General features: G+C 71.8%; 17 protein-coding genes. 13 read left to right on the top strand and 4 right to left on the bottom strand.

Annotated features, from left to right (window positions below; genetic code table 11):
• Positions 1 to 35 precede the first annotated feature (35 nt).
• From OV207_RS22135 to OV207_RS22080, 12 genes are all read left to right on the top strand, one after another.
• A complete protein-coding gene (locus OV207_RS22135) occupies positions 36 to 749 on the top strand; it encodes a hypothetical protein (RefSeq protein WP_267557094.1) in 714 nt (237 codons plus the stop codon).
• A 286-nt stretch (positions 750 to 1,035) separates the two neighbouring features.
• The gene (locus OV207_RS22130; protein WP_267557093.1) at positions 1,036 to 3,417 is read left to right on the top strand and encodes a DNA gyrase/topoisomerase IV subunit A; all 2,382 of its coding nucleotides are present in this window, start codon (positions 1,036 to 1,038) and stop codon (positions 3,415 to 3,417) included.
• Between the two features lie 10 nt (positions 3,418 to 3,427).
• Entirely contained in the window at positions 3,428 to 5,359 is a 1,932-nt protein-coding gene (locus OV207_RS22125; RefSeq protein ID WP_193428291.1) for a DNA gyrase/topoisomerase IV subunit B, read from the top strand.
• A gap of 96 nt (positions 5,360 to 5,455) precedes the next feature.
• A complete protein-coding gene (locus OV207_RS22120) occupies positions 5,456 to 6,916 on the top strand; it encodes a PEGA domain-containing protein (RefSeq protein ID WP_267557090.1) in 1,461 nt (486 codons plus the stop codon).
• A gap of 28 nt (positions 6,917 to 6,944) precedes the next feature.
• Entirely contained in the window at positions 6,945 to 8,153 is a 1,209-nt protein-coding gene (locus OV207_RS22115) for a PEGA domain-containing protein (protein WP_267557089.1), read from the top strand.
• Positions 8,154 to 8,201: 48 nt separating this feature from the next.
• Positions 8,202 to 10,685 (top strand): signal peptide peptidase SppA, encoded by a 2,484-nt coding sequence (gene sppA, locus OV207_RS22110; protein WP_267557087.1) that lies wholly within the window; start codon positions 8,202 to 8,204, stop codon positions 10,683 to 10,685.
• Positions 10,686 to 10,944: 259 nt separating this feature from the next.
• On the top strand, positions 10,945 to 12,543 hold the full coding sequence (gene rho, locus OV207_RS22105; RefSeq protein ID WP_267557085.1) for a transcription termination factor Rho: 1,599 nt from the start codon (positions 10,945 to 10,947) through the stop codon (positions 12,541 to 12,543).
• Between the two features lie 56 nt (positions 12,544 to 12,599).
• Positions 12,600 to 12,866 carry a hypothetical protein gene (locus tag OV207_RS22100; protein WP_267557083.1) on the top strand — a complete coding sequence of 89 codons (267 nt, stop codon included), beginning with the start codon at positions 12,600 to 12,602 and terminating at the stop codon, positions 12,864 to 12,866.
• A 3-nt stretch (positions 12,867 to 12,869) separates the two neighbouring features.
• Positions 12,870 to 14,762: a DUF4129 domain-containing protein gene (locus tag OV207_RS22095; protein ID WP_267557081.1), complete on the top strand. Its 1,893-nt coding sequence runs from the start codon at positions 12,870 to 12,872 to the stop codon at positions 14,760 to 14,762.
• Entirely contained in the window at positions 14,755 to 16,032 is a 1,278-nt protein-coding gene (locus tag OV207_RS22090) for a DUF4350 domain-containing protein (protein WP_193428298.1), read from the top strand. The genes OV207_RS22095 and OV207_RS22090 overlap by 8 nt, the downstream gene beginning before the upstream one ends.
• The gene (locus tag OV207_RS22085; RefSeq protein ID WP_267557078.1) at positions 16,029 to 17,030 is read left to right on the top strand and encodes an AAA family ATPase; all 1,002 of its coding nucleotides are present in this window, start codon (positions 16,029 to 16,031) and stop codon (positions 17,028 to 17,030) included. Before OV207_RS22090 ends, OV207_RS22085 begins: the two co-directional genes overlap by 4 nt.
• A complete protein-coding gene (locus OV207_RS22080; protein WP_193428300.1) occupies positions 17,027 to 18,334 on the top strand; it encodes a DUF58 domain-containing protein in 1,308 nt (435 codons plus the stop codon). The genes OV207_RS22085 and OV207_RS22080 overlap by 4 nt, the downstream gene beginning before the upstream one ends.
• Before the next feature lie 19 nt (positions 18,335 to 18,353).
• Here OV207_RS22080 and OV207_RS22075 read toward each other — a convergent pair whose 3' ends face one another.
• The 3 genes from OV207_RS22075 to OV207_RS22065 all read right to left on the bottom strand — a co-directional run bounded on the left by OV207_RS22075 (position 18,354) and on the right by OV207_RS22065 (position 21,512).
• Positions 18,354 to 18,815 (bottom strand): inorganic diphosphatase, encoded by a 462-nt coding sequence (locus OV207_RS22075; protein WP_267557076.1) that lies wholly within the window; start codon positions 18,813 to 18,815, stop codon positions 18,354 to 18,356.
• Complete coding sequence (locus OV207_RS22070; protein WP_193428303.1) at positions 18,812 to 19,831, bottom strand: stage II sporulation protein M; 1,020 nt, start codon at positions 19,829 to 19,831, stop codon at positions 18,812 to 18,814. The genes OV207_RS22075 and OV207_RS22070 overlap by 4 nt, the downstream gene beginning before the upstream one ends.
• Before the next feature lie 121 nt (positions 19,832 to 19,952).
• A complete protein-coding gene (locus OV207_RS22065) occupies positions 19,953 to 21,512 on the bottom strand; it encodes a bifunctional metallophosphatase/5'-nucleotidase (RefSeq protein WP_267557075.1) in 1,560 nt (519 codons plus the stop codon).
• Between the two features lie 138 nt (positions 21,513 to 21,650).
• Between OV207_RS22065 and OV207_RS22060 the strand changes: the two genes are divergently transcribed.
• Positions 21,651 to 23,078, top strand: coding sequence for a hypothetical protein (locus OV207_RS22060; protein WP_267557074.1), 1,428 nt, complete (start codon positions 21,651 to 21,653; stop codon positions 23,076 to 23,078).
• Between the two features lie 7 nt (positions 23,079 to 23,085).
• Here OV207_RS22060 and OV207_RS22055 read toward each other — a convergent pair whose 3' ends face one another.
• Complete coding sequence (locus OV207_RS22055; RefSeq protein WP_193428306.1) at positions 23,086 to 26,187, bottom strand: cyclic nucleotide-binding domain-containing protein; 3,102 nt, start codon at positions 26,185 to 26,187, stop codon at positions 23,086 to 23,088.
• Between the last annotated feature and the right edge of the window lie 198 nt (positions 26,188 to 26,385).

The raw sequence follows: 26,385 nt of genomic DNA, 5'->3' as shown, positions 1-26,385 counted from the left end.
CGGCGCCGCCCGTCCCACCCGGAGGTCTCCTCACCGTGAAGCGCCTGCCCACCCTGCTCGCCTGCTCGCTGCTCGCCAGCGCGAACGTCTCCGCCGCGGGCCGGGGGAACTCGACCTTCCGCTACAAGCCCTCCGCGGATGACGAACGCCCCGTCGTCGTGGACGCCACCATCGGCCCCCAGGGCAGTGACTTCGGGATGCGGCTGCGGTTCGACAAGCTGCCCTTCGGCGAGGAGTGCAAGCAGCGCTGCGCCAACGTCACCCTCTTCCTGGACACCGACGCCAGCACCCAGTCCGGCCTCCAGCTGACCACCAAGGGGCCGGAGACCGGCGCCGACCTGGCCGTCGTCATCCAGGGCGTGCGCGAGTACAAGCGCCAGGACGCCCCGCCGGAGATGATGCTCCGCGTGAAGGTGCGCCAGCTGGGCACCGACGCCAGCAGCACGGACGGGGGCGAGCTGCTCGCGGACCTCAACAACATCCAAGACCCCGAGCGCATCCAGTTGGACGGCAACACCGTCTACCTGCTCGTGGACGCCACCAGCGCCCTGCTGCCCTCCGCCCGGAAGGTCCGCGTCATCTACCACCCGCCCGGTGGCAAGGCCGTCCAGGCGACCATCGCCGGCATGCTCGGAGGCAGCTCCGGCAGGGGCGTGCAGATCTTCAAGCACGGCAGCGGCAACTGGGGCAAGGCCCCGAACGCCGACCCCAAGAAGTCCCGCACGCCCCCCGCTGGCGACAACGGCTAGACCCCCTCCCGGAAGCAGCCCGCCAGCCGGCTGGCGGTGAAGCACCCTTCGGAATTCCGGGGGGTTGGCGGCGCGTTTCAAGCAGGAGGAGGACTGCACGGACGTGCAGGATTCTGGCCTTGGAGCCGACGCAACCTCCCGAATTCGTTCTCAATGTCAGAGGGCCATGGTAGTCCCGCCGACCTGACGTTTTGGGTCCGACCCGACCGGTCGTGGCGCGCTGGAAGGCCGCGCGCCGCGTCATGGGCGGGGCCGGGTCCGTAAAAACCATCTGGATTTCATGACCATGCTCGCAGACGCCGATACGAAGACGCGCAAGAAGCAGGGAGGCCCGGCAGGGGGCGGAGGCAAGGGCGGCGGCGGCGCGTCGGGCGCTGGCGGCGGTGACGGCAGCATCCCCGCCGGCCTGGCCGAGGAAGCCCGCCGGCGCTACCTGAACTACGCCCTGTCGGTCATCACCTCGCGCGCCCTGCCCGATGTGCGCGACGGCCTCAAGCCGGTGCAGCGCCGCATCCTCTACGGGATGTGGAACGACCTGAACCTGTCGTTCGACACCAAGTACCAGAAGTGCGCGCAGGTCGTCGGCGCCATCATGGGCCGCTACCACCCGCACGGCGACACGGCCATCTACGACGCCCTGGTCCGCATGGCCCAGGACTTCTCCCTGCGCTACCCGCTGGTGGACGGCCACGGCAACTTCGGCTCGCTCGACGGCGACTCCGCCGCCGCCTACCGCTACACCGAGTGCCGCCTGGAGAAGCTGGCCACGGAGCTGCTGGGTGAGCTGGACAGCAAGACCGTCCGCTTCCGCCCCAACTACGACGGCACCCGGGACGAGCCCGTCGTCATCCCCGCGCGCGTGCCCCAGCTGTTGATGAACGGCACCACCGGCATCGCGGTGGGCATGGCCACCAACATCCCGCCCCACCACCTGGGCGAGCTGGTGGACGCGCTGCTGGCGCTCATCGACAACAGGGACTTGCAGGTCAAGGACCTGCTCAAGTGGATCAAGGGCCCGGACTTCCCCACCGGCGGGCAGATCCTCAACAGCAAGCCGGAGCTGCGGGAGATCTACGAGACGGGCCAGGGCAGCGTCCGCATCCGCGGCGAGTACAAGCTGGAGGAGCTCAAGCGCGGCGGTCAGATGATCGTCGTCACCTCCATCCCGTACACGGTGAACAAGTCCACCCTCGTCGCGAAGATTGGCGAGCTGGTGCGCGAGCGCAAGCTGCCGCTCATCACCGACGTGCGCGACGAGTCCACCAAGGACGTGCGCATCGTCCTGGAGCTGAAGAAGGACGCCAGCCCGGAGCTGGTGATGGCGTACCTCTACAAGCACACGCCCCTGCAGACGAACTTCGGCGTGAACCTCACCTGCCTCGTCCCGTCGGAGAACCCGGACGTCGGCACGCCCAAGCGCCTGGACCTCAAGAGCATCCTCCAGTACTTCCTCGACTTCCGCCTGGAGATCGTCACCAAGCGCTTCGAGCACGAGCTGGCGGAGCTCAAGCGCCGCGTCCACATCCTTGAGGGCTTCGCGAACGCCTACGACGCGCTGGATGAGATCATCCGGATCATCCGCAAGTCGGAGGGCAAGCAGGACGCGGCCCAGAAGCTGATGGTCCGCTTCAAGCTGGATGAGATCCAGGTGGACGCCATCCTGGAGATGAAGCTGTACAAGCTGGCGCGCCTGGAGATCCTGGTCGTCCAGGAGGAGCTCGCGAAGAAGCGCGCGGAGATCAAGCGCATCGAGGGCATCCTCAAGGACGTGAAGAAGCGCTGGGTCGTCATCCGCGACGAGCTCACCGCCATGAAGGCCGCCTACACCGACAAGCGCCGCACGCGCATTGGCGGCGCCGGCTCCGAAGAGGTGGAGTTCTCCGCGGAGGCGTTCATCGCGGACGAGGACGCCCACGTGGTCCTCACCCGCGACGGGTGGATCAAGCGCGTGCGCGAGGTGAAGGACCCGTCCACCACCCGCCTGCGCGAAGGCGACGCGGTGATGGCGGTGCTCGCCGGCAGCCTGAAGACGAACCTGGTGCTGTTCACCAACCTGGGCACCGCCTACGTCACCCGCTTCAACGACGTGCCGGCCTCCACCGGCTACGGCGACCCGGTGCAGAAGCTGTTCAAGTTCGACGACAACGAGCGCGTGGTGGGCGCCCTGTCGTTGGATCCGCGCCTGCCCCAGCCGGCGAAGCTGGTGGCGGTGACGCGCCTGGGCCTGGGCATGCGCGTGCTGCTCGCGCCGCACCTGGAAGTGTCCACCCGCGCCGGCCGCCGCTACGCGAAGACGGGCGAGGGCGACGAAATCATCGGCACGCAGCCGGTGGGCGACCGCGACCTGCTCGCGGTCCTCACGGAGAAGACCAGCGCGCTCGTGTGCAAGGTGGCGGAGGTCAATGAGCTGGCCGGCCCCGGCAAGGGCGTCCAGGTCATCAAGGTGGAGCCGGGTGACCGGGTGGTGGACTTCCTGGCGGCGCCCGCCAGCCAGAAGGACGCCACGCTGGAGTTCGAGACGCAGAAGGGCCGCAAGCTGCACCTGTCACCGGCGAAGTTCTCGGTGACGGCGCGCGGCGGCAAGGGCCACGAGATGTCCAAGCGCGACACGGTGAAGGAGGTGGCGCGTCCCGTCACCTTCGTGCCGCTGCCGGAGAAGAAGGAGTAGCGGGAAGGCCATGGCGACCAAGAAGGAGAGCTACACAGGCGCGGACATCCAGGTGCTGGAAGGCCTGGAGCCGGTGCGCAAGCGCCCGGCCATGTACATCGGTGGCACCGACACCACGGGCTACCACCACCTCTTGTGGGAGATCCTCGACAACTCGGTGGACGAGGTCATCAACGGCTACGCCACCACCGTCGAAGTCACGCTCCACAAGGGCGCCAAATCCATCACCGTCGTGGACAACGGGCGCGGCATCCCGGTGGACATGATGCCCAAGCACAAGAAGCCCGCCGTGGAGGTCATCCTCACGACGCTGCACGCGGGCGGCAAGTTCGAGCAGGGCAACTACATCCACTCGGGCGGTCTGCACGGCGTGGGCAGCTCGGTGGTGAACGCGCTCGCCAGCAAGCTGCTGGTGGAGATCAAGCGCGACGGCAAGCGCCACGTGCAGTCGTACGCGCGCGGCAAGGCGACCAGCCCCCTGAAGGTGGAGGGCCCCGCGCGCGGCACCGGCACGTCGCTCACCTTCGAACCGGACGCGGAGATCTTCGGGGAGAAGCAGAAGTTCGACGCGGAGCTGGTGCGCGAGCGGCTGGAGGCGAAGAGCTACCTGCACAAGGGCATGACCGTCATCTGGAAGGATGAGACGGCCACCCCGCACACCACGGTGACGTACAAGCACGACGGCGGCATCGCCGAGTACCTCACCAAGGTTGTCTCCGAGCGCCAGAAGCCCATCGTCCCCACGGGCAGCACGCCGTTCTACTACGCGCGTGACAACGAGGTCCGGCTGGAGGTGGCGCTCGCGTGGACGGAGGCCACGGACGAGCACGTGCGCTCGTACGTCAACGGCATCCCCACGGCCATGGGCGGCACGCACGAGGCGGGGTTGAGGGCCGCCATCGTCAAGGCGATGCGCAACTACATCGACACGCACGACCTGACGCCCAAGGGCGTGACGCTCACCGCGGAGGACATCCGCGAGGGCATCACCGCCATCCTGTCCGTCTACGTGGTGGAGCCCCAGTTCCAGGGGCAGACGAAGGGCCGCCTCAACAACCCGGAAACTTCGGGCCAGGTGGACGGCGCCATCCGGCCGGCCCTGGAGAAGTGGCTCAACGACAACAAGTCCATCGCGGAGGCGCTGCTGGCGCGCATCATCCTGGCCGCCCGCGCGCGCGAGGCGTCCCGCGCGGCCTCCGCCGCCATCAACCGCAAGACGGCGGTGAGCCACCGGCTCAACCTGCCCGGGAAGCTGGCGGACTGCTCGTCCACGGATCCCCAGTCCAGCGAGCTGTTCATCGTGGAGGGTGACTCCGCAGGCGGCTCCGCCAAGCAGGGCCGCGACCGGCGCACCCAGGCCATCCTCCCGTTGCGCGGCAAGGTGCTCAACGCGGAGCAGGCGTCCACCGACAAGGTGGCCACCAACAAGGAGCTCCAGGACATCGTCAGCGCGCTGGGGTGCGGCATCGGCTCCGACTTCGACATCACGAAGCTGCGATACGGCCGCGTCTTCCTGCTGATGGACGCCGACAGCGACGGCCACCACATCGCCACGCTGCTGCTCACGTTCTTCTACCGCCACCTGCGGCCCCTCATCGAGGCGGGCGCGGTGCACATCGCCCAGCCCCCGCTGTACCGGGTGGACATTGGCAAGGAGACGTACTGGGCCCTGGACGAACCGGACCGCGACCGCATCATCCGCGAGAAGGTCCGCGGCAACGCCAAGCCCAACATCATGCGCTTCAAGGGTCTGGGCGAGATGACCGCCGATGAGCTGAAGGAGACCACGCTCGATGCGAAGAACCGCATCAGCCTGCGCGTCACCATCGACAACGCCCTGGAGACCGACCGCATCATCAACGACCTGATGGGCAAGGACGTCTCCGCGCGTTACAAGTTCATCACCGAGATGGCCGGCGAAGTGCAGGAACTCGACGTCTGAAAAAACGGGAGTCCAGGCACACCCCGGGACGGCCCCGCCCGTCCCGGGCGGGGCATTGGTCTTCCGCCCCGCCGGTCGGCTAGCATTGGTGGAATCGTGAACACGACCCGCCTTGCCCTGACTTTCGCGCTCGCCTGCGTGCTGAGCGCCCCTGCTGCCGACGCTGCCACCAAGCGGAAGAGCGCCAAGAAGAAGCGGCCCTCCGCCACGAAGCCCGTGCCGGCGCCCGAGGACACCTTCACCCCTCCGGACGACCCGGGCCCCGCGGCGGATGCGCCGGTGGCCCCGGTGAAGCCGGAGGCGACGGTGAAGGCGCCCGTCACGCCCGCGCCGGCCCCTGCCCCCAACCCCGCGGCGTCCACGGCGGCCGCCGTGCGCACGGCCTCGTCCAGCGCGGTGGCGCTGTTCGGCGTGGCCCGCCAGCCGGCCGCGGCGGACCACGCGGCGAAGCTGGAGGACACGCTCTCCCGGAAGCTGGGGGCCGCGGGCGACGTGACGTTCGTGGATCTGGCCACGGCCTTCCCGGCCCCGGAGCCGCAGGGCATCCCCAAGGGGGACGCGCTCTTCGACGAGGGCCGCTCCGCGTACGACAACCTGGACCCGGACACCGCGGCGGTGAAGTTCAAGGCGGCCGCGGACGCCTACGTGCAGCGCCCGGGGGACCTGCGCCCGGAGAAGCTGGGCGAGGCGTACCTCTTCCAGGGCGCGTCCCAGCTGCTCAACGGCGACGTGGCGGGCGCGAAGGTGTCCTTCACGAACGCGCTGGTGGCGGAGCCGTCGCTGCGTCCGGACGCGGGCCAGTTCGGCCAGGACGTGCAGCGGGTGTTCACGGAGGCCCAGAAGGAGCTGGAGGCGCAGCCCCAGGGCTCGCTGGTGGTGACGTCCCAGCCGCAGGGCGCGCGCGTGCTGGTGCGCGGGCGCGACGTGGGCGCGACGCCGCTGACCGGCCTCAAGCTGGCGCCGGGCCGCTACCCCGTGCAGGTGGTGCTGCCGGGCTACGCCCCGTCCGTGACGTACTCGGAGGTGAAGGCGGCGGCGCACACGGAGGTGAAGGCGAAGCTCGCGTCCGCGCCCGGCCTGGCCGCGCTGCGTGACGTGGCCACCAAGGCGGGCACCCAGCAGGCCTTCTCCGCGGATGGCGTTCCGCCGGAGGTGGGCGCCATCGGCGAGCGGCTCAACGCGCGCTACGTGGTGCTGGCGGCGACGTTCCAGGACAAGAAGGGCCGGCTGCACGGCGAGGTGCAGGCGTGGGACCTGCGCACGAAGAACCGGCTGCGCGGCGTGGAGGTGGACTTCAGCAAGCGCGACGGCAAGTACAGCGCGGACGCCGCCGCGGATCAGGTGCACACCTTCCTCACCGGCGCCGCCCTGCCCAAGGGCGGCACCCAGGAGCGCGAGTCGCTGGTGTCCGGGGACTCGGTGCTGCGCAAGCCCTGGTTCTGGGCGGCGGCGGCGGGCGTCGCGGCGGTGACGGCCGGGGTGGTGTACGTGGCCACGACGGACCGCGCCCCCGGCTTCAACCCCGTGAACGGGCTGCCCGGTGGAATTTCCTTCTAGCCGCCGCGTCCAGCTTCCAGGACTCCCCATGAAAGCCCTCTCGCTCGCGTTCTTGCTGCTGCCCGCCCTGGCGCTGTCGGCCTCGCCCCCACCGGGCCGCATCTCCGCGCTGATCATCCCCATGGACCCGTCGTCCGAGTCCTCGGGGGTGCAGATGGAGGGCTACATGAACGACGCGCTGGACCACTTCGCCAACTACACCGTGCGAAAGCCCCGCGACCTGTTCGGCCTGCCGGACGACGCGGCGGCCCAGGCGTCGTTCAACCGCGCGAAGAAGGGCTTCGAGGAGACCCTCAAGGCCTTCGAGGCGCGCGAGTACGAGGACGCGGAGCGCAAGGTGCGCGCCACGCTGAAGGAGCTGGACGGCTCGGTCGCGGCCATGCGCTCGTGCTTCCCGCTGTGCGACGCCCTGGCGGTGCACGGCGCCATCCTCCAGCTGCGGGGGGACGTGGAGGAGGCGAAGCTGCTGCTCATCGACCTGATGGCGCTCAACCCCACCTTCGAGCTGAGCCCCAAGCGCTTCAGCCGGGAGTTCATCAGCCTGCGCGCGCAGGTGGCCACCAGCCGCACGTCCCAATTGCGCGGCACCGCCACCTTCAAGTCGCGGCCGGCGGGCGCGCGCGTCTACGTGGACGGCGAGGCGGTGGGCTACACGCCCGTGACGCTGCCCGCGCTGCCCGTGGGCAAGCACCTGGTGCGCATGGAGCGCGCCGGCTTCCGGCAGTTCGGGCAGATCGCCGAAGTCACCCCGGACGACGTCGAGGTCACCGCGGGGCTCGTCCCCACGGCCACGTACAAGGCCTACGACGTCCAACTGGACAGGGTGTTGGGGGACATGGCGCGCCCCGGCGACAAGCCGGCCAGCTCCGTGGGGGCGCTGGGCAAGTCGCTGGGGTTGGACAAGACGCTGGTGGGCACCGTGCGCGTCATCCCGGAGCGCGGCACGGAGCTGGCGGTGGGCCTGTTCGACGTGAAGAGCGGCAAGCGCCTGGGCTCCAAGCGGCTGGTCCTCCAGGGCGACGAATACGGGCAGCTCAAGCTGGAGATGGAGCGGGTGGTCAACCAGCTCCTCAACACCGAGGGCGAGCGGGTGCAGAAGGTCCGGGACCCGCTCGACGGCAAGAGCGGCGCGGAGGACTGGAGCGCGGAGGACCGCGGCGGACAGCGCAAACAGTCCGAGAAGCGGCAATCCGGGGATGATCCGTTGGATTCGATGTCGGGAACCGAGGACTGGTAGCAGGCGGCGCTTGTCCCGGGGCGGGCTGTCCCTAGAGTCCCGGGCCGTATGCGCCTCCTGCCGCTGCTGACCCTCCTCCCGACGTTCGCGCTCGCCCAGACGGGCACCGTCAGTCGCTCGCCCACCCCGCCCCGGGGCGTCACGCTGCCGCCCACCAACGCGGCGCTGGTGGACGAAGCGCCCGCGCTGTCGCTCAACCCCGCGGGCCTGGGCTTCCTGGACTCGGGCCAGCTCTTCTACCTGCACGAGCGCAACCTGGAGTCGGACTCCGTGGGCGACGCCGTGTTCCTGGGCACCCACTTCCTGGGCCTGGGCGCGGGCTTCTCCCTGGAGTGGATCCGCGGCGAGAACGCGCCGGACTACCGCAAGACGTCCTTCGGCCTGTCGCTGGGGCCCCGCACGCTGCAGCTGGGCGCGGCGCTGCACGACTTCAGCTCCGACGACCGCGCCATTGGCGGGCTCACCAGCTGGGACGTGGGCCTCACCGCGCGCCCCGCCCGCTTCCTGTCGCTGGCCGCGGTGGCCAGGGACCTGAACGCCCCGGAGAGCGGCGGCATCAAGCTGCCGCGCCGCTACAACTTCGGCGTGGGCCTGCGCCCGCTGGACGAGCGCTACACGCTGGGCGTGGACTGGCTCTTCTCCGAAGGCGGCTTCCGGGAGGGCCTGGCCACGTACACGGTGCAGGCGGAGGTGCTGCGCGGCCTGCGGCTGGGCGGCGGGCTGTCACACGGCTTCGTCAGCGGCATCCCCCTGGCGCTCCAGTTCTCCGCCACGGTGGACCTGGGCCACGCGGGCCTGACGTACGCGGCGGGCGGCGCGGGCAACGGCCTGGACCACGTGCTGGCGCTGCGCCTGTCGTCGGAGCGCTACCGCTCCGTGAGCGGCCCCAAGGGCATCGTGACGCTGCTGGACCTGGACGACATGCTGGCGGGCGGCGTGAGCCCGGTGCTGTCGGTGCTGGGCGTGAGCGAGTCAGACCCGTTCCTGCGCCTGCTCAAGTTCCTGGACCTGGCCACGCGCGACGAGCGGCTGCGGGGCGTGGTGGTGAAGATGGAGGGTCTGCCCGGCGTGGGCTGGGGCGGCGCGGAGGAGCTGCGCAAGGCGTTCCTGCGGCTGCGGCAGGCGGGCAAGAAGGTCGTGGTGGTGATGCTGTCGGGGGATGACCGTTCGTACCTCGTGGCGTCGGCGGCGGACGGCGTGTACGCGCTGACGGAGGCGTCGCTGCCCATCAACGGCCTGGCCATCAGCGTGACGGCGCTGGGCGGCACCATGGACAAGCTGGGCGTGCACTGGGACGTGGCGCGCGTGGGGGAGTACAAGACGGCGACGGACATGCTCACCCGCTCCGACATGAGCCCCGCGGAGAAGGAGTCGCTGGACGCGTACCTGGACGCCCAGGTGGCGCACTACGAGCAGGCCGTGGAGGCGGGCCGCAAGCTGTCGCCGGACAAGCTGCGCGCGGCGTGGACGGGCGGCATCCTGTCCTCGCGCCGGGCCCAGGAGGCGGGGCTGCTGGATGGCGTGGTGTCCGCGACGGAGCTGGACGCGCGCGTCGCGGAGTGGTTCCCCGGCCAGCGCTTCCAGCCGACGTACTCCCCGCGCGACGAGCGCGAGGACCGCTGGGGCCTGCGCCGCCGCATCGCGGTGGTGCCGGTGATTGGCGACATCAGCGGGGGCCGCAGCCGCGAGGATCCGCTGGGCTTCGCGCGGATCGCCGGCGCGGAGACGGTGGTGCGCGCGCTGGCCCGGGCCCAGGAGGACCCGTCCGTGGTGGCCATCGTGCTGCGCGTGGACTCCGGCGGCGGCGACGTGCTGGCGTCCGACTTGATGTACCGCGCGGTGCTGGAGGCGAAGCGGCACAAGCCCGTCATCGCGTCCATGGGCGACGCGGCGGCGTCCGGCGGCTACTACGCGGCGGTGGGCGCGGATGAGGTGTTCGCGGAGCCCACCACGCTCACCGGCAGCATCGGCATCTACTACGTGAAGCCCGCGCTGGAGGGCCTGGGCGCGAAGCTGGGCGTGCACCAGGAGACCCTGAAGCGCGGCGACATGGCGGACCTGCTGGAGTGGTGGCGGCCGTGGACGCCGGAGCAGCAGGTCGCGGTGCAGAACTGGGTGGACGACTCCTACGACACGTTCATCACCGAGGTCGCGCTCAACCGGAAGATGGACAAGGCGAAGGTGGACGCCGTCGCCCGGGGCCGGGTGTGGAGCGGCCAGGACGCGCTCGCGCGCGGGCTGGTGGACGGCCTGGGCGGCCTGCACGAGGCGGTGGTCGCGGCCCGGAAGCGCGCGAAGATTGCCCCGTCGGAGGAGCTGGACCTGGACGTGATGGGCGGCGCGCGGGGCTTGTTCTCCGGCCTGGGCGGCGAGCCCGGGGTGCACGCGCTGGCGGGGCTGCTGCTCCCGGTGCTGCCGGAGCGTCCGCCGGAGCCCCTGTCCACGCTCGCCCGGGAGGTGGGCCTGGGGTCGCCCGAGCTGCTGCGTCCCGGCCTGAAGGCCATGCTCCCCTTCACGGTGCGCATCCGCTGAAGAAGTGGCCCGGGAGGTCGCCCGGAGAACACGCCAGGCGCACGGACGGCGAAATTTGGGGCGCCGAATCCGGGCGCTCTGTTAGGGTGGTGAGTGCCTCCCGGCCGGCGCTAGGGCCGTCGGGGGGTTTCAGGAACCGGCGGTTTCGGCCTTCTCGCAGGCCCCGCGTCCGGCTTCCTGTCCCAAAAACCTGCCTCCTGACGTCCCCGGCGGCCCCCTGTGGCCGCCGCCCTCCAGGGCCGTCATGGCGTGGAGCCCCATGAGCGAGAATTCCGACAACCCCGAGACCCGCAACCCGCCGCCGCCGCCCGTGGCCGCCCGCCCCTCCCCGCCCCCCGAGGCGGACGACGAGGGAGGCGACGACGAAGGCGACGAGGGCCCCGACGAGGGTGATGCCTCCGCGGGAGGCCCCCAGCAGGGTGGCGCGCCCGGAGGCCCCGCCGGCCAGGGAGGCCGCCGCCGCCGCCGTCGCCGCCGCCGCCGTGGCGCGCAGGTGCACTTCACCCCGGAGGGCCAGGCCTACCGCATGCAGCCGGGCCCGGACGGGCAGCAGGTGCAGGTCTTCCTGACGCCGCAGGAGCTGGAGCAGTACAAGCAGCGTCAGGCCCAGCAACAGCAGCAGCAGCCCGCCGCGAACCCCCAGGCGCCGCAGGCGCAGGAGGGCCGCCCCCCGCAGCAGGAGGGCCGGCAGCAGCAGCCGCAGCACGAGCACCCCCGTCACGCGCGCGGAGGCGGCCAGGCCCAGCAGCAACAGCAGCAGAACCTGGCGCCGGTGGAGGGCGTGCTGGACACGGAGGCCAAGGGCCCCAACGCGTTCCTGCGTCAGGTGAAGCGCAACCTGCTGGCGTCGCCGGACGACCCGGAGCTGCCCAAGAACCTGGTGCAGAAGCTGCGCCTGCGTCAGGGGCAGTACCTCACGGCGTTCGCGCAGATGCGCGGCCACAAGGGCGTCATCCAGAAGGTGGACACGGTGGACGGGCGTCCGCTGGACTCCGCGCCCCGGCTGCCGCACTTCGCGGACCTCACCTCCGTGGACCCCACCGAGCGGCTGAAGCTGGAGAACGGCCACAAGGAGATGGTCACGCGGGTGTTGGACCTCATCGCGCCCATCGGCAAGGGTCAGCGCGCGCTCATCGTCGCCCCGCCCAAGACGGGCAAGACGATCATGCTCCAGCGCATCGCCCAGGCGGTCATCAACAACCACCCGGAATGCCACGTCATGGTGGTGCTCATCGACGAGCGCCCGGAAGAAGTGACGGACATGCGCCGGAGCATCAAGGCGGAGGTCATCGCCTCCAGCTCCGACCGGCCCACGGGCGACCACCTCAAGGTGGCGGAGCTCGCGCTGGAGCGCGCCCGCCGGCTGGTGGAGGGCGGCAAGGACGTGGTCATCCTGCTGGACTCCATCACCCGCCTGGCGCGCGCCTACAACAAGGAGGTCGACAGCTCCGGCCGCACCATGACGGGCGGCGTGGACAGCCGCGCCCTGGAGCGCCCCAAGCGCATCTTCGGCGCCGCGCGCGCGACGGAGGAGGCCGGCTCGCTCACCATCATCGGCACGGCGCTCATCGACACCGGCAGCCGGATGGACGAAGTGATTTTCGAGGAGTTCAAGGGGACCGGTAACTCGGAGGTCACCCTGGACCGCCTGCTGGCGGAGAAGCGCGTCTTCCCGGCCATCAACATCCCCCAGTCCGGCACCCGCAAGGAGGAGAAGCTCTTCACCCTGCGCGAGTACGAGAAGGTGAAGAAGCTGCGGCAGATGCTCTTCTCCGTGAAGCCGGTGGAGGCCATGGAGGCGCTCGTCAAACGGCTCGCCCGGTACACCTACAACGACGAGTTCTTCGACGAGATGTAGTGGCCTGCCCCGCGCGGGGGTGGTGTGGCGAGCCCTGGATTGCGTAAGGTGAGCGCATGATTCAGGGCTCGGGCCGCTGCCACTACCACCCCGACCGCGCGGGCCTGGGCGTCTGCGTGGAGTGCCGGCGCGTCATCTGCCGCGAGTGCACCACGCAGTTCGAGGGCATCAACCGCTGCGCCGCCTGTCTGGACACGCGCCGCAAGGCGCTGGAGGGGCCTCCGCCCCGGCGTGAGTGGAGCGTCACCAACGTGGCGCTGGCGCTGGTGGGCGCCGTCCTCCTGTGGGGCGGCGTCCTGCTCGCGGCCCACGCGGTGGGCTGACCCATGGCCGTCTCCGCGCTCGAATTGCGCCCCCGGGGTCCGGTGGCCTTGATGGATGCGGCGCTGCGGCTGTGCGCGCGCAACGCCGGCCTGTGGGCGCTCACCCTTCCCGGAGGCGCTGGGGTGGTGGCCGCGCTGCTGCACTTGGTGGACGCGGTGGACCACGGCCGCTCGCCCACCCTGCCCGCCCTGTACCTGACGCTCGCGTGGCTCGTCCGGGGCGTGGGCCAGGGCGCGGCGTGCCACTACGTGCAGGAGGTGCTGCTGGGCACGCGGGCGGAGCCGCCCGTGGGGGCCTCCGTGCGCGCGGCGCTGGGGCGGCTGCCCAGCCTGTGCATCGCGGTGGCGTACCTGGCGTTCTTCAACCTGTTCACGGTGACGCTGTCGCTGGGCATCGCGCTGTTCGTGCTCTCCGCGCAGGGCGTGGGCTACGCGGCCATGATGCAGGGCCGGGGCAGCCCGCTGAAGCTGTACGGCCTGTGCTCGCGGCTGCTGGGCCCCTCGCGCGGGACGGCCACGGGGGTGCGGTGGCTGATGGCCGTGCAGGTGCTGGTGTTCCTCAACCTGCACATCGGGATCAACTTCCTGCTGTACCTGGGGCGGCAGCTCTTGGGCATCGACCTGACGTTCACGGAGCGGTTCGCCTCCTTGGACAACCCGCCGTGGCTGATGTTCCTCGCGGCGACGACGTTCGCCCTCTTTGAACCGCTGCGCGCGGCGACCGCCTCGCTGCTGCTCGTCGACGGGCGCGTGCGGCAGGAGGGGTTGGATCTGCTGGCCGCCGTGCAGCAGCTGCCGGACCGGAGCGCGAAGCGGGGCGTGGAGTCCTCGAAGGGGGTCGCCGCCGCGCTGCTCGTGGCCGTGGGCCTGCTGTTCCTGGTCCCCGCCCCGGCCGAAGCCGCGCCCGCGAAGCCCGCGTCCACCTCCGAGCGCGGGGCCGTGCGCGCGCGGCTGGAGAAGGTGACGGAGGCGTGTGAGATGCCCGAGCTGTTGGAGGGCCCCGCGCTGAAGGACTTCGACGCCCTGGGCGAGTCCGAGGGCGCCAAGCTGGAGCGCTTCGTGCGCCACCTGGAGCAGCAGGCCTACGACGACGACGACTGCGAAGCCGCGGCGACGACGCTGGAGACGGGGCTTGCGCAGGTGACGGCCACGGCGGAGGCCCAGGCGCGCGTGGATGCGCGGGCGGCGACGAACCGGGCGCGCACCATCCTCGCGCGGCCGGAGTTCCAGGACCGCCCGGAGAAGGACCCGAAGGAGCCGAAGGAAGAGACCGTCCCCGACGGGCCGGGCTGGTGGCGCAGGTTCATCGACGCGCTGGGCAAGTGGCTGGAGGAGCTCTTCCGCCGCAGGGATCCGTTGCCGCAGCCCAGGGACTCGGCCCTGCCGGTGAGTGGGGGCGCGGCGGCGAACGTCCTGGTCGTGGCCCTGGTGGCGCTGACGCTGGCGGTGCTGGGCGTGGTGGTGGTGAACGTCCTCAAGCGGAGGGGCGGAGGCACGGACCCCACGCTGGAGGTGCGCACGGTGGACGCCGCGGCGCTCGCGGGCAAGACGGACCACGCGCTGTCGCGGCCGCCCGAGGGCTGGGCGCACCTGGCGGACGCGCTGGCGGCCCGGGGCGAGTACCGCGAGGCGGTGCGCAACCTGTACCTGGCGCTCCTGTCCCGCCTGCACCGCGACGGCGCCATCCTGTACGACGAGACGCTGAGCAACTGGGACTACCTGCGCGCGTTCCGGGGCCGGCCGGAGGTGAAGGCCCCTTTTCGCGAGCTGACGCGCCGCTTTGACTTCGCCTGGTACGGCAACGTGCCCGTGGGCCGCGAGGGCTACACGGAGTTCCGCGCCATCACCGCCCCGCTGCTCGCCGCGCCGCCCGCGCAGGAGGCCGCCGGTGCGTGACCGCTTTCCGCTGCTCGTGCTGGGGGCGCTGCTGCTCGCGGGCGTGCTGGGCGCGTTCCTGGTGCGCGGCGCCCAGCGCGGCGGCTTCGCGGATCCCCTGTCCACCTTCCGGGCGGAGCCGGACGGCGCGCGGGCCTTGTACCTGCTCGCGCAGGAGAGCGGCCTGCCGGTGACGCGGAACATGGCGGACCTGCGCCTCGTCTCCGGCCCGGACACGCTGGTGCTCTTCGCCGTCGACGTGGAGGGCGCGCACGAGGAGGATCCGGATCAGACGCGGCTCGCCTCGGATCCAGACGCGGGCGTGGACGACGAGGAGGCGCCGCACCTGGGCTTCAACGCGCTCCGGGCCCAGCAGTTGGAGGACGCCGAGCGGGAGCGGGTGCTGTCCCACGTCCGCGCGGGACACTCGCTCGTGTACGTGCCCTGGGGCTCCAGGGAGAACCCGCTGCTGGACGAGCTGGGGGTGAAGCTGGACAAGGCGGACACGTCCCTGCCCATGCGCACGCTGGTGGCGCCGCTGCCCACGCCGTACACGCTGGGCGTGGAGCGCGTGGAGACGAAGGTCCAGGCCTACCTGCGGCTGCCAGGCAACGCCGTCCCGGTGCTGGAGGACGAACGGATGGGCCTGCCGGTGGCGGCGGTGATTCCGTTGGGCGCGGGCCGGGTGCTGGTGGTGGGCGCGCCGGAGCTCGCGATGAACCAGGCGCTCGCGCGGGCGGACAACGCCCAGTTCTGGCTGAGCGCGCTGGGCGCCCTGGGCCCCGGCCCCTACGCCTTCGACGAGTTCCACCACGGCTTCACCAACGAGCGCTCGCTCGTGGACTTCGCGCGCCGCTACGGCCTGCACTTCGCGGTGGCGCAGCTGCTCTTCGGCGTGGTGCTGTGGGCCGGCGCCCTCAAGCGCTTCGGCCGTCCGACGCCGCCCCCGGAGGCCCTGCGCGTGGGCGCCACGGACGCCCTGTTCGCCATGGGCCGGCTGTACCGCGAGGGCCGGCACCACGCCTTCGCCGCCGGGCTCATCTCCCGGGGCCTCACGCAGCAGCTGGCGCCGCTCGCGGGCCTGCCCTCGCACTCCACCGTCGCCGCGGTCAGCGAGGGGCTGCGCGCGCGGGGACGCCAGGACCTGGCGGACGGGCTCACCGACGTGGCCCGCCAGTCCGACGCCGTGCAGAAGGACGCCGACCTGCAGGCCCTCGCCACCTCCGCCGCGCACCTGCGCGAGCGCATCCACCCCGCCGGCACTGGCCGGCCCCGCCCCGGAACCCCATGAACGCCCCGCCCTTCTCCCCTCCTCCCGCCCCGGCCGGCGGCCACGCCGTGCGGGCCGCCAACGCCATCCGCGAGGGCGTCCTCCACGAGGTGCGCAAGGCCGTGGTCGGGCAGGACGAACCGCTGGAGCTGATGCTCTGCGGGCTCGTCGCCGGAGGCCACATCCTGCTGGAGGGCGTGCCCGGCGTGGCCAAGACGCTGATGGCCAAGGCGCTGTCGCGCAGCGTGGGCGCGGACTTCAAGCGCATCCAGTTCACCCCGGACCTGATGCCCGCGGACATCCTGGGCACCAGCGTCTTCGACCTGAAGACGCAGACCTTCGTGCTGGCGCGCGGCCCCATCTTCACGGACCTGCTGCTGGCGGATGAGATCAACCGCGCCCCGGCCAAGACGCAGTCCGCGCTGCTGGAGGCGATGCAGGAGCGCGCCGTGTCGCTGGAGGGCCGCAACCTGGTGCTCTCCCCCATGTTCACGGTGTTCGCCACGCAGAACCCGGTGGAGTCCGAAGGCACGTACCCGCTGCCCGAGGCGCAGTTGGATCGCTTCCTGCTGAAGATCGACGTGGGCTACCCCGCGCCCGAAGAAGAGGACGCCATCCTCGACGCCGTGCACCGGGGCTTCGACGCGGGCGACCTCGCGCGGGCAGGCGTGAGCGCGGCGGTGACGAAGGACGGCCTGCTCCAGGCGCGCGCGGCGTTGAGCGAGGTGAACGTGGAGCCCGCGGTGCTGGGCTACATCCGCAAGCTGGTGTCTGCGACGCGCGCCTCGCCCAACATCCGCCTGGGGGCGGGGCCGCGCGCGGGCGTGCACCTGCTGCTCGCGTCCAAGGCGCTGGCGGCGCTGCGGGGCCGCGACTTCGTCACGCCGGACGACGTGCGCTTCCTCGCGGGCCCGGTGCTGCGCCACCGCCTGCTCCTGTCGCCGGACGCGGAGCTGGACGGGGCCACGCCCACGGACGTGCTGCGCGAGGTGGTCCAGGGCGTCGAGGTCCCCCGGTGATTCCCTCCGAGCGCCTGTGGGGGCTGCTGGCCCTGCTCGCGCTGCCCATGGCGTTGGCGGGCTTCTTCCCGGGCCTGGGCGGCGCCGTGCTGGCGCTGGACGCCCTGGCCCTGGCCCTGGCCGCGTTCGACTTCCTGCTGGCCCGCCGCGTGAGGCTGGAGGTGCACCGCACGCTGCCGGAGCGCCTCAACGTCGGCGTGGCCAACCGCGTGGAGGTGCACCTGGTGCACCGGGGCCAGGGCACCGTGCGGGTGCGCGTGAAGGACGACGCGCCGGCGGACTTCACCACCGAACCGGGCGAAGCCACGCTGCGCCTCACGCCGGACAGCCAGACGCAGTGGGTGTACCGGGCCACGCCGGTGAAGCGCGGCAAGTTCGCCTTTGGCGACGTGCACGTCCGGGTGAGGGGTCCGCTGGGGCTCGTGTCGCACGAGCGCACCTTCGCCGCCGCGAAGTCCGTGTCGGTGTACCCGGACCTGCGCGGGGCCCGGCGGCTGCTGCTGTCGGGCGCCGCGCTGGACCTGGTGAACCTGGGCCTCCGGCAGCTGCGGCGCGACGGCCGGGGCAGCGAGTTCGCGCGCCTGCGCGACTACGCCCAGGGCGACAGCGTGCGCGACGTGGACTGGAAGGCCACCGCGCGCCGGGGCCGTCCGGTGACGCGCGTGCTGGAGTCGGAGCGCTCCCAGGCGCTGCTCATCTGCGTGGACGCGGGCCGCTCCATGGCGGCGCAGGTGGACGGGCTCACCAAGCTGGACCACGCGGTGAACGCGGCGCTCTTCCTCGCCTTCGTGGCCATCCGCAACGGGGACCGCGTGGGCCTGGCGCTCTTCGCGGACGGCGTGAAGGCGTACCTGCCTCCCGCGGCGGGCCGGGGCCAGTATCGCAAGCTGGTGGACACGCTGTACTCCGCGACGCCCAGCCTCACCTACGTGGACTACCTGGCGCTCTTCAAGGAGCTGAACGTGCGCCTGAACCGGCGCAGCCTCCTGTGCGTCTTCACCGACTTCCTCGACGAGGAGCAGGCCAACACCCTGGTCGCGCCGCTGCACCGGCTGGCCCGCCGTCACGTCCCGCTGTGCCTGTCGGTGAAGGACACGGCGCTGCAGAAGCTGCTGCGCACGCCGCCCTCCGGCCCCGAACAGGCCTTCCAGCACGCGGTGGCCTCGGAGCTGCTGTCGGACCGCGAGGTGCTCAAGGCCCGCGTGAGCCGGGGCGGCGTGCAGATGCTGGACGTGGCGCCGGATGAGCTGAGCCTCGCCGCGGTGAACCGCTACCTCGACATCAAGGCGCGCGGGGTGCTGTAGATGCGAGCGCGAACCGCCGTCAGGCCTCCGGACCTTCGCGCAGCCAGCCCACGAAGCGCGTGTCGGGCACGGCGCCGCGCACCCGGTGCAGCCCGCGCTTGAACAGCGCATAGACGCGGAAGAAGCGCTCCAGGCCCGCGCGCTCCGAGTCCGTCATCGGGTGCGTGCCGCACACCACCTTCGGGTCGCCCCTCCCCGCGTCGACGAAGCCCAGCACGGCCACCACCGGCACGCGCACGCGCTGCCCCTGCGCCAGGCGCGGCCCCAGCACCACCGCGTCCAGCGGGTCGCCGTCGTCGGACAGCAGCCCCGGGATGGAGCCGTAGTTGTACGGGCACGGCAGCGGCGACACGAAGTCCACCGTCCCATCCGCGCGCCGCTTCACCATCGAGAAGCGCGGGCACTCGATGAGCACCTCCGGCTCGCGCGGCAGGGGCGGCACGGACAGGTCCGGCAAGGGAGCGCTCCGCCCCGTGCTCATCCCGGCGTCCCCACCGGGGCGTCGGCCCGCGCTCCGCCGCGCCGGCCGCGCATCCAGTCCGACAGCAGGTACGCGTAGACGCCCGCGCCCACGGTGAGCGCGAAGGAGATCTTGAAGCCCACCGACAGCTTCGGCGGGTGGATCTGCGACACGGTGCCTTCGATGAAGCCCGCGAGCACGAACAGCACCAGGGTGCCGAACAACAGCTTCACCGCCGTCACCGCCTCCTTGCGCAGCGCCTGCCCCCGCGACAGTCCGCCCGGCGCCACCATGCCGCGCGCGATGACGAGCCCCGCCGCCCCCGCGATGCAGATGGCGGACAGCTCCGGGATGCCGTGCGGGAGGATCCACGCCCAGAACCACCCGCTCATCCCCTTGGCCGCGTACACCTGCGCCAGCGCGCCCAGGTACAGGCCGTTGACGAACAGCATCATCGTCGTGCCCAGCCCCAGGGTGATGCCCAGCGCGAACGCCAGGAAGGCCACCTGGATGTTGTGCGTGAACAGGAACGTGGTGAATTGGGCCTGCTCCTCCACGGACATGCCCTTGCCGGCGGCCTCGTCGGCGGCGCGCTTCACCGGGTCCAGGCTCACGTGCTGCTCGGGCACCAGGTAGTGCGCCGCGTCCGGATCCACCACCATGCCCACGTAGCCAAAGCCCGCGCCCGCCAGCATCAGCAGCACCGACGCCAGGTACATGCGCCACTCGCGGTGCATCAGCGCGGGGAAGCCGCGCGCCACGAAGGCCCACACGTCCGCCAGCCGGGGCCGGGTGCCTGGGTAAGTCAGCGCGTACGCGCGGCCCACCAGGTCGTTGAGGTACGCGCTCACGTCCGCGGAGCCGCTGCGCGCGCGCACCCACAACAGGTCGCTGGAGACGGCGCGGTACAGCTTCCCCAGCGACCGCGCCTCCTCCAGGCTCAGCTTGCGCAGCCCGTCCGCTTCGGACTTGTCCAGCAACGACTCCAGCTGCTGCCAGCGCGGGCGCCGCGTCTCGATGAACTCCGCCATCTCCATGGCGCCACTCTAGCCGAGCCCTCCAAACGGCGAGGCGCCGGTCGCCCTCCCCGTTGAAGGGAGGCGCCGGCGCCCCGTGACTCCAGCCACCACACCGGGCGACAGGCGCCCGGCACGCGCGCTACTTGATGAGCTTCTCCAGCGGCTTCGCCTCGGTGGAGGCCTGGCCCTGGGTCCACTCCACGACGGGCGTCTGCCACGCCATGCCCGTCTCGGCCGGGTCGGCGTCCAGCTTCTCGAAGCCGAAGCCGTCACCGCCGAAGTACAGGTACTCCACGGTGGCCACCGTGTACTCCTTCTTCGGATCCAGCGGCTTGCCCTTGGCGTCCTTGAACTTGCCCTTGCCCGCCGGGGTGAGGCCCGCCACGAGCGCGGTGGGGTTCTCCAGCTGCTTCGCCAGGTCCTCGCCCTTGAGCTTCACGGTGAGCAGCGAGTTCTCGAACGGCATCACGGAGTACACGCTGCCCAGCGTCACGTCGCCCGCCGGCAGGCCGCCGCGCAGGCCGCCCTTGTTGAGGATGGCCACGTCGGTGTTGAGCTGCGAGCGCACCGCGCCCGCCACCCACTTCGCCATCAGCGGCGACTCCTGGGGGATGCCCGCCTTGGTGAAGCCGATCTTCCGGCCCAGCGCCTCGTCCACCTTCGTCTGCCACTCGGCGATGCGCTTCGCCGTCTCCGCGTCCGGCGTGCCGCCCGTGACGTCCACGACCTTCGTCTCCACGCCCGTCAGCTTCTGGCCCGCGCCCTTCGCCGGGTCGAACTTGAAGTGCGCGCGCAGGTACGAATCAAAGCCGCGCCCCAGCGACACGTACGTGGTGTCGCCTTCCGTCTTGGGGCCGGTCGCCTCCGCGCAGCGGCCACCGGCGACCAGCGACACCTTCCAGTCGGGGTGCTTGGCGACGACGGGCTGCAGGTCGGTGGGGCACTGGTCCGCCACCACGACGATGACGTCCGCGCCCGCCTTGCGCGCCTCGGGGATGGCGGTGTTGAGCGCGTCCTCGGAGGGGGTGATCTCCAGGCCCTCCGCGCGGCCGGACATCGCCGTGCGCACCGTCTTCTGCGACGTGAGGCCCACCACGCCAATCTTCAGGCCGCGCCGATCGAAGACCTGGAACGCGGGCATGGACAGGTCCTTCGCCAGCGCCGCGTCCGTCACCTTCAGGTTCGCCGCCAGGAAGGGAAAGCCCCCCGCCGTGCGGTTCTTCAGGAAGGAGTCCTTGGCGTACGACAGCTCGTGGTTGCCCAGCGCGGAGGCCGCATAGCCCATGTGCCCCATCACCTCGGCCGTCGGAGCGCCCAGGAAGAATGAGGAGATGGCCGGGCCCGTCCACAGGTCGCCCGTCGCCAGGGCGAGCGTGCCGGCATCCGGGCAGGTCGCCTGGCCGTCCTTCAGCGGACCGGCGCAGTGCTTTTCATCATTCACCCAGCGGCCCATCAGCTCCGCGGCGCCGCCCTTGCCGTCGGCGGGCAGGAGCTGGCCACGGGTGCTGCCGGTGACGAGCACCGTCACCTCGGAGGGCACCGCGGGCTTCGTGGCCGCGGGAGGCGCGGCCGGGGCAGGCGGAGGGGTCTTCTCACAGCCCGCGAGGGCTCCCAAGGCGAGGACCAGCGCGCCGGACGACAGCCGGAGCTGGCGGGTAGGACGACGGAACGGACGCAGCGAGAGAGGGTTCGGGTTCACGGCCCGGCCTTTAGCACATCCCCGCCATGGTAGCGTGACGCAATGACGGGCATGAAAGGCAAGGATTTCAGGCCTTTACGAGAGGAAACAGAGCGCGGCCCTGGCTCCGCTCCAGGCGCTTCGCCGCTGCGGGACGGGGTGACGAAGTGGTGGAACGAGGCGCGCGGTGGCGCCGAGCACTTCCAGGCGTCGCGGGGCGCGCTTCCGGAAGGCCGCATCCGCCAGTTCTTCTACGGCGCGAGCCTGCCGTTCCACATCGCGAAGGCGACGCTGGCGGATGCCCCGACGCGCGCGCGCTACCTGCGGGTCACCTGCCTCCAGACGGCGTTCCTCGTGGCCCTCGCGGGCGTCTGGGCGGCGAACAACTTCCAGGACGAGGAGGTGAGCCAGGCGAATCACTCCGCCAGGGCGGCCCAGCCCGTGAGTCCGGAGGCCAGGCCCTTGAGCCCGGAGGCCGAGGCCCGCCTCACCCAGGCGACCCGGGACCTTCAAGCGGCGATGGAGGCCACGCTCCACCCAGATGCGGCGAAGGGTGACACCCCTTCCGTGGGCGAGGCGTTGAGCGCGCTCACGGTGATCGCCATCGAGGTGGGGACCGCGGATGATGGAACACAGGAGGGAGCCGCGATCGCCGCCGGAAACGCGGCGAAGACAGCCGCTGAACGCGCCAGGGCCACCACCGGCGCCCCCCCGGACGAGGGCGCGGCGGAGGACCCGGAGGAGCTTGGCGAGCAGGTCGCCGCCGCCGTCCGCGCCAGACTTGAAGAAGAGGGCATCGCAGTCCCCCGGCGCCCGAAGGCCAGGGGCCTCCCCATCCAGAGTGAGCCCCAGAAGAAGGGGTTCAACATCGAAGCGCCCCAGGTGCACGAGGGCGTCTTCTTCCTGGGCAGCTGGGAGTTCTGGGTGTTGTTCTTCACGTCCCTGAGCGCGGCGCAGTGGGTGGTCGTCGTCCTGTCGCGCGACTACCACACGATGATCTCCCGCGAGGCGAGCCTGGCCACCGGCGTCCCCCCCGAGGATCCCCAGCTCACCCCGCGCGTGCGCCTCAACGTCCCGTGGATGAAGGCCAAGCTCCAGCGCCGGTGGAGGGCCTACGTGCTCTTCGTGTTGGGCCTCCCGGTGGTGGCGGCCGTCACCGCGCCAGTGCCCTGGAAGGAAGTGCCGTTCACCCTGCTCAGCTCCGCCTGGGCCTTCTGGTGGCTCTCCGTCTTCACCTCCGCCAAGAGCGACCGCGCCTGGGTGTCCCCGGTCTCCGGCCCCCCCTGGTTCCTTCGCGGCTGGGACAGGGTGGCCCGGGTGGCGCCGCTGCTGCGCTGGGGGCCCTTCGGCTGGTACGAGCGGCTGCTGACGCGAAAGACGCAGAGCGTCGTGGCCCCCATCGCGAGCGTGGAGCGGCAGCCGTGGGTCTTCGCGGGCCTCGCACTGACGCGCCTCGTGGGCACCCTGCCGCCCTTCCGCTGCTTCACGCGACCGTTCATCCCGGTGGCTGCCGCCCACCTGCACAGCCTGGATCCGGTGCAGCCGGCGAAGGACACCCCGCAGCCGCCCCACCACGCGGAGGACTGACGCGGGCCTAGGCGTCCGAGGGCGCGTTGCCCTCGGGAGGCAGTCCGCCAATGCCCTCCAGCGGCACCTGGGGCTGCTGCGCGACGCCCAGCTCCAGCCGCTGTCCCGTCTCCCGCCGCGCGGGCAGGTCGATGACGCTCTGGAGCTGCTGGCTCACGGAGCGGAAGAAGCCCGTGAGCAGCTCCGGCCGGTCCGCGAGCAGGTCCAGGAAGTCGCGCCGGTCGATGACGAGCACGCGCGAGTCCACCGCGGCCACCATGTCCGTGGGACGGGGCGCGCCATCCAGCAGGCTCACCTCGCCGATGGCCTCCTTCGCCTGGAAGCGCAGCACGTGCTCGCCGTTGCGGAACGCGTCCACCGCGCCCTCGACGATGACGTAGAGCGCGTCGCCCGGGTCCCCCTGGCTGTAGAGGCGCTCGCCCGTGCGGTACAGGGCCTCGCGCGCCACCTCCGCGATGGCGGCGATGTCATCCACGTCGCTCTGGGAGAAGACGCTCACGCCCTCCAGCGCGAACATCCGTTGGACGATCTTGTCGCTCAATTCACCCTCCTGCGGGAGCACGTCCAGGCCATTCACCCGCGCCACGTGGCGGGCACACGCGCGCAGCACCACGTCCTCGCTCTGCACCAGCCCCGCCAGCCGCCGCCACAGCCGGCCCGGCGCTCCGGGCGGCAGCTCGCGGTGGTGGGCCTCCACCTGCTCCATCACCAGCTCGCGCTCCTCCACCGCCACCAGGTTCTCCAACAGCTCCAGCGCGTACGCGCGGCGCCGGGAGTCGGAGCCCACCAGGTGCTGGTGGATCCGCCGCATCGCCTGGGGCGGATGCAGCAGGCCCAACAGGAAGAACGACAGCTCCAGCGCCTGATCCAACCGGTCGCCCACCGCGCGCGTGAGCAGCGACTGCGGGCCCAGCGCCGCCTGCACGTCGCGGAAGGCCCCGACGAGCTGGCGGTACGTGTCCCGCCGGCGGCCCAGCGCCTCGTGGATCCGGTCCACGTCCACCGGGTGGTCCGGCTGCTCCTCGCGAAGCCGCGACAGCTGCGCGCCAATGCGGAAGTGCAGGGCCGCGTCGTCGCGCACGTTGGAGAACAGCAGCGCGTTGAGCGCCGCGGACGTCCCGATGCCGCGCAGCACGCGGGGCAGTTGCATCCGCATGGCCAGCGGAGCGGCCTTGTTGTTGAGCTGCAACTCCAGCAGCGGCGTCACCGCGTCGCCCAGCTGCACCAGCGACTCACGCGCGGCCGGACGCTCCTCGCGCCAGGTGAGGAACGGCAGCAGCCGCGGCGCCAGCTCCACGTAGCCGCCCTCCCCCACCGCCATCAGCGCCACGCGCCGCACGGAGATGTCCATGTCCTCCAGGTAGAGCGACAGCGGCCCCGCGAAGCGCGGATCCTTCAGCCGCCCCAGCAGCCGCGCCACCTCGCGCCGCTCCGCCACCGGGGCATGGTCCCCCTTGGACAGCAGCTCGCGCAGCGACTCCAGCGCGGAGGAGTTCACCTGCGTGCGCAGCAGCGCGCCAATCGCCGCGCACCGCAGCCCCACGTCGGAGCTCGACAGCAGCGGCGGCAGCAGCCGCTCCGCGCGCTCCGGGGACAGCCGCGCCAGGGCCCACACGGCCTGGTCGCGGGGGCGCCGGGGCCCCTCCTCCACCAGCCGCTCCAGCATGGGCGCCAGCTCCCGCGCCTCCAGGCTCAGGGCCAGCGTGACGCCGCGCTCCTGCACGCGCTCGTGGGGGTGGGCCAGGAGCGCGGCCAGGTGCTGGCGCAGCGGCGCCTCCGCCTGCTCCAGCATGTCCACCGCGCGCAGCACCCGCTCCGGCGTGGGCGCGCCCAGCGCCTCCACCAGCAGCTTCTGCGAATCGACGCCCAGCTCGACGTCCTCCTCCTCGTGCGCCCCCACCTGCTCGCCCAGCGCCGTGAGGTACGCGGGCTTGAGGCGCACGAGCAGCAGGCCCAGCGCGGCGCACAGCCCCACCACCGCCACCGCCATGGTGATGCCGTTGGCCCCGCGCCCCGCGCCAATGAGCAGCAGGCCCGCCAGCACCACGCCACCCTTGCGCAAGAGGCCGTCCACCGCGCTGCGCAGCCCCTCGCGCTGCTCGTCCGGCACCGCCGCGTAGAGCAGCTGGATGCCCACCGGCAGGATGGAGTAGCTCACCGCCGTCTCCACCAGCCGCAGCAGGTGCACCGGCCACAGCTCCCCCGTCGCCAGCGTGGCCCCCGCCAGCGGCGCGAGCACCACCGGCACCAGCGCCAGGTACATGAGCAGGCCCATGCGCTTGAGCAGCCGCTCCGCCACCAGCAGCTGGAAGGCCACGCAGAACAGGCCAATCCACAGCTGGAGTGAGCCGAAGAGCGCCGCCAGCCCGTCCTCGCTGAGCGTGCCCTCCACGCGCAGGCGGAACAGGTAGTCCACGAAGGACGACAGCACCGCGAACGCGATGCCCAGCGCCGCGAGCACCTGCGCGTACGGGCTCTGCCCCAGGTAGCTCCACGCCGGGAACCACGCCTGCAACGAGCGCGTGCGCTGAGGCGGCGCGGGCTCCGTCTGGTGCAGGTGGTGGTAGATGGCCCCCGCGGCCAGCAGGCTCACCGCGCCGCTGACCACGACGACGGGCGTGCCCAGCCGCACCGCCAGCGCCTGCACCAGCAGGCCGCCCGCGATGCCGCCGCCCATGCCGAAGCCGTTGAGCACCGTGAACGCCCGGCGCGCCTCGCGCGCGTCGAACTCGGACGCCATGCGGCCCCAGAAGCGGAACGACACGAACGTGCTGAAGCAGTCCGCGAACAGGTACAGCGCCAGCGCCGGCATGCGCTGCCCCGCGGACAGCGCCGCCGCCAGCCCCAGCGCCAGGATGCCGCCCACCCCGGTGAGGATGCCGGGGGACTCGGTGGGCGCGTCGGGCCGCCCCCGGGGCAGCAGCGTGAGCGCCGCCGTCATCAACGCGCCCAGCAGGTACAGGTACGGCAGCGCCTGCGACTCGAAGCGCGACAGCACCAGCGCGTTCGCCGCCGTCTTGAGCTGCGTCACCCCGGCGATGAGCGCGAACTGGAAGGCGCCCGCTGGCAGCACGCGGCGGTTCCAGGATGAGGTGTCGGAAGAGGCCACGGGCGCGGGAGTGCGGACAGGATAGCGTGGGAGCCCGCTATTCACGAATAACACCCTTCCAGTCCAGCCCGCACCTGCCCCCAGGGAGGGCGGCGATGCTCGCCCGGCTGCCCCTCCCCCAGCGGCTCCCAAACCGCGCCGGCGCCGCTCCAGAATCCTTGCGGCCCCCACGGAATCCGTCGGTGAACGGCACAGGAA

Origin of the sequence: Corallococcus sp. BB11-1, from assembly GCF_026626625.1 — a bacterium.
Classification (GTDB): Bacteria; Myxococcota; Myxococcia; order Myxococcales; family Myxococcaceae; genus Corallococcus; species Corallococcus soli.
The sequence above is the reverse complement of the archived record's forward strand: the minus strand, read 5'-3'. Positions and strand labels throughout refer to the sequence as shown.

Excerpts from the sequence above, each read along its gene's own strand:
- OV207_RS22125 (WP_193428291.1), top strand. The coding sequence starts at position 3,428 with ATGGCGACCAAGAAGGAGAGCTACACAGGCGCGGACATCCAGGTGCTG.
- OV207_RS22070 (WP_193428303.1), bottom strand. The coding sequence starts at position 19,831 with ATGGAGATGGCGGAGTTCATCGAGACGCGGCGCCCGCGCTGGCAGCAG.
- sppA (WP_267557087.1), top strand. The coding sequence starts at position 8,202 with ATGCGCCTCCTGCCGCTGCTGACCCTCCTCCCGACGTTCGCGCTCGCC.
- OV207_RS22100 (WP_267557083.1), top strand. The coding sequence starts at position 12,600 with ATGATTCAGGGCTCGGGCCGCTGCCACTACCACCCCGACCGCGCGGGC.
- OV207_RS22115 (WP_267557089.1), top strand. The coding sequence starts at position 6,945 with ATGAAAGCCCTCTCGCTCGCGTTCTTGCTGCTGCCCGCCCTGGCGCTG.
- OV207_RS22130 (WP_267557093.1), top strand. The coding sequence starts at position 1,036 with ATGCTCGCAGACGCCGATACGAAGACGCGCAAGAAGCAGGGAGGCCCG.
- rho (WP_267557085.1), top strand. The coding sequence starts at position 10,945 with ATGAGCGAGAATTCCGACAACCCCGAGACCCGCAACCCGCCGCCGCCG.
- OV207_RS22095 (WP_267557081.1), top strand. The coding sequence starts at position 12,870 with ATGGCCGTCTCCGCGCTCGAATTGCGCCCCCGGGGTCCGGTGGCCTTG.
- OV207_RS22075 (WP_267557076.1), bottom strand. The coding sequence starts at position 18,815 with ATGAGCACGGGGCGGAGCGCTCCCTTGCCGGACCTGTCCGTGCCGCCC.
- OV207_RS22085 (WP_267557078.1), top strand. The coding sequence starts at position 16,029 with ATGAACGCCCCGCCCTTCTCCCCTCCTCCCGCCCCGGCCGGCGGCCAC.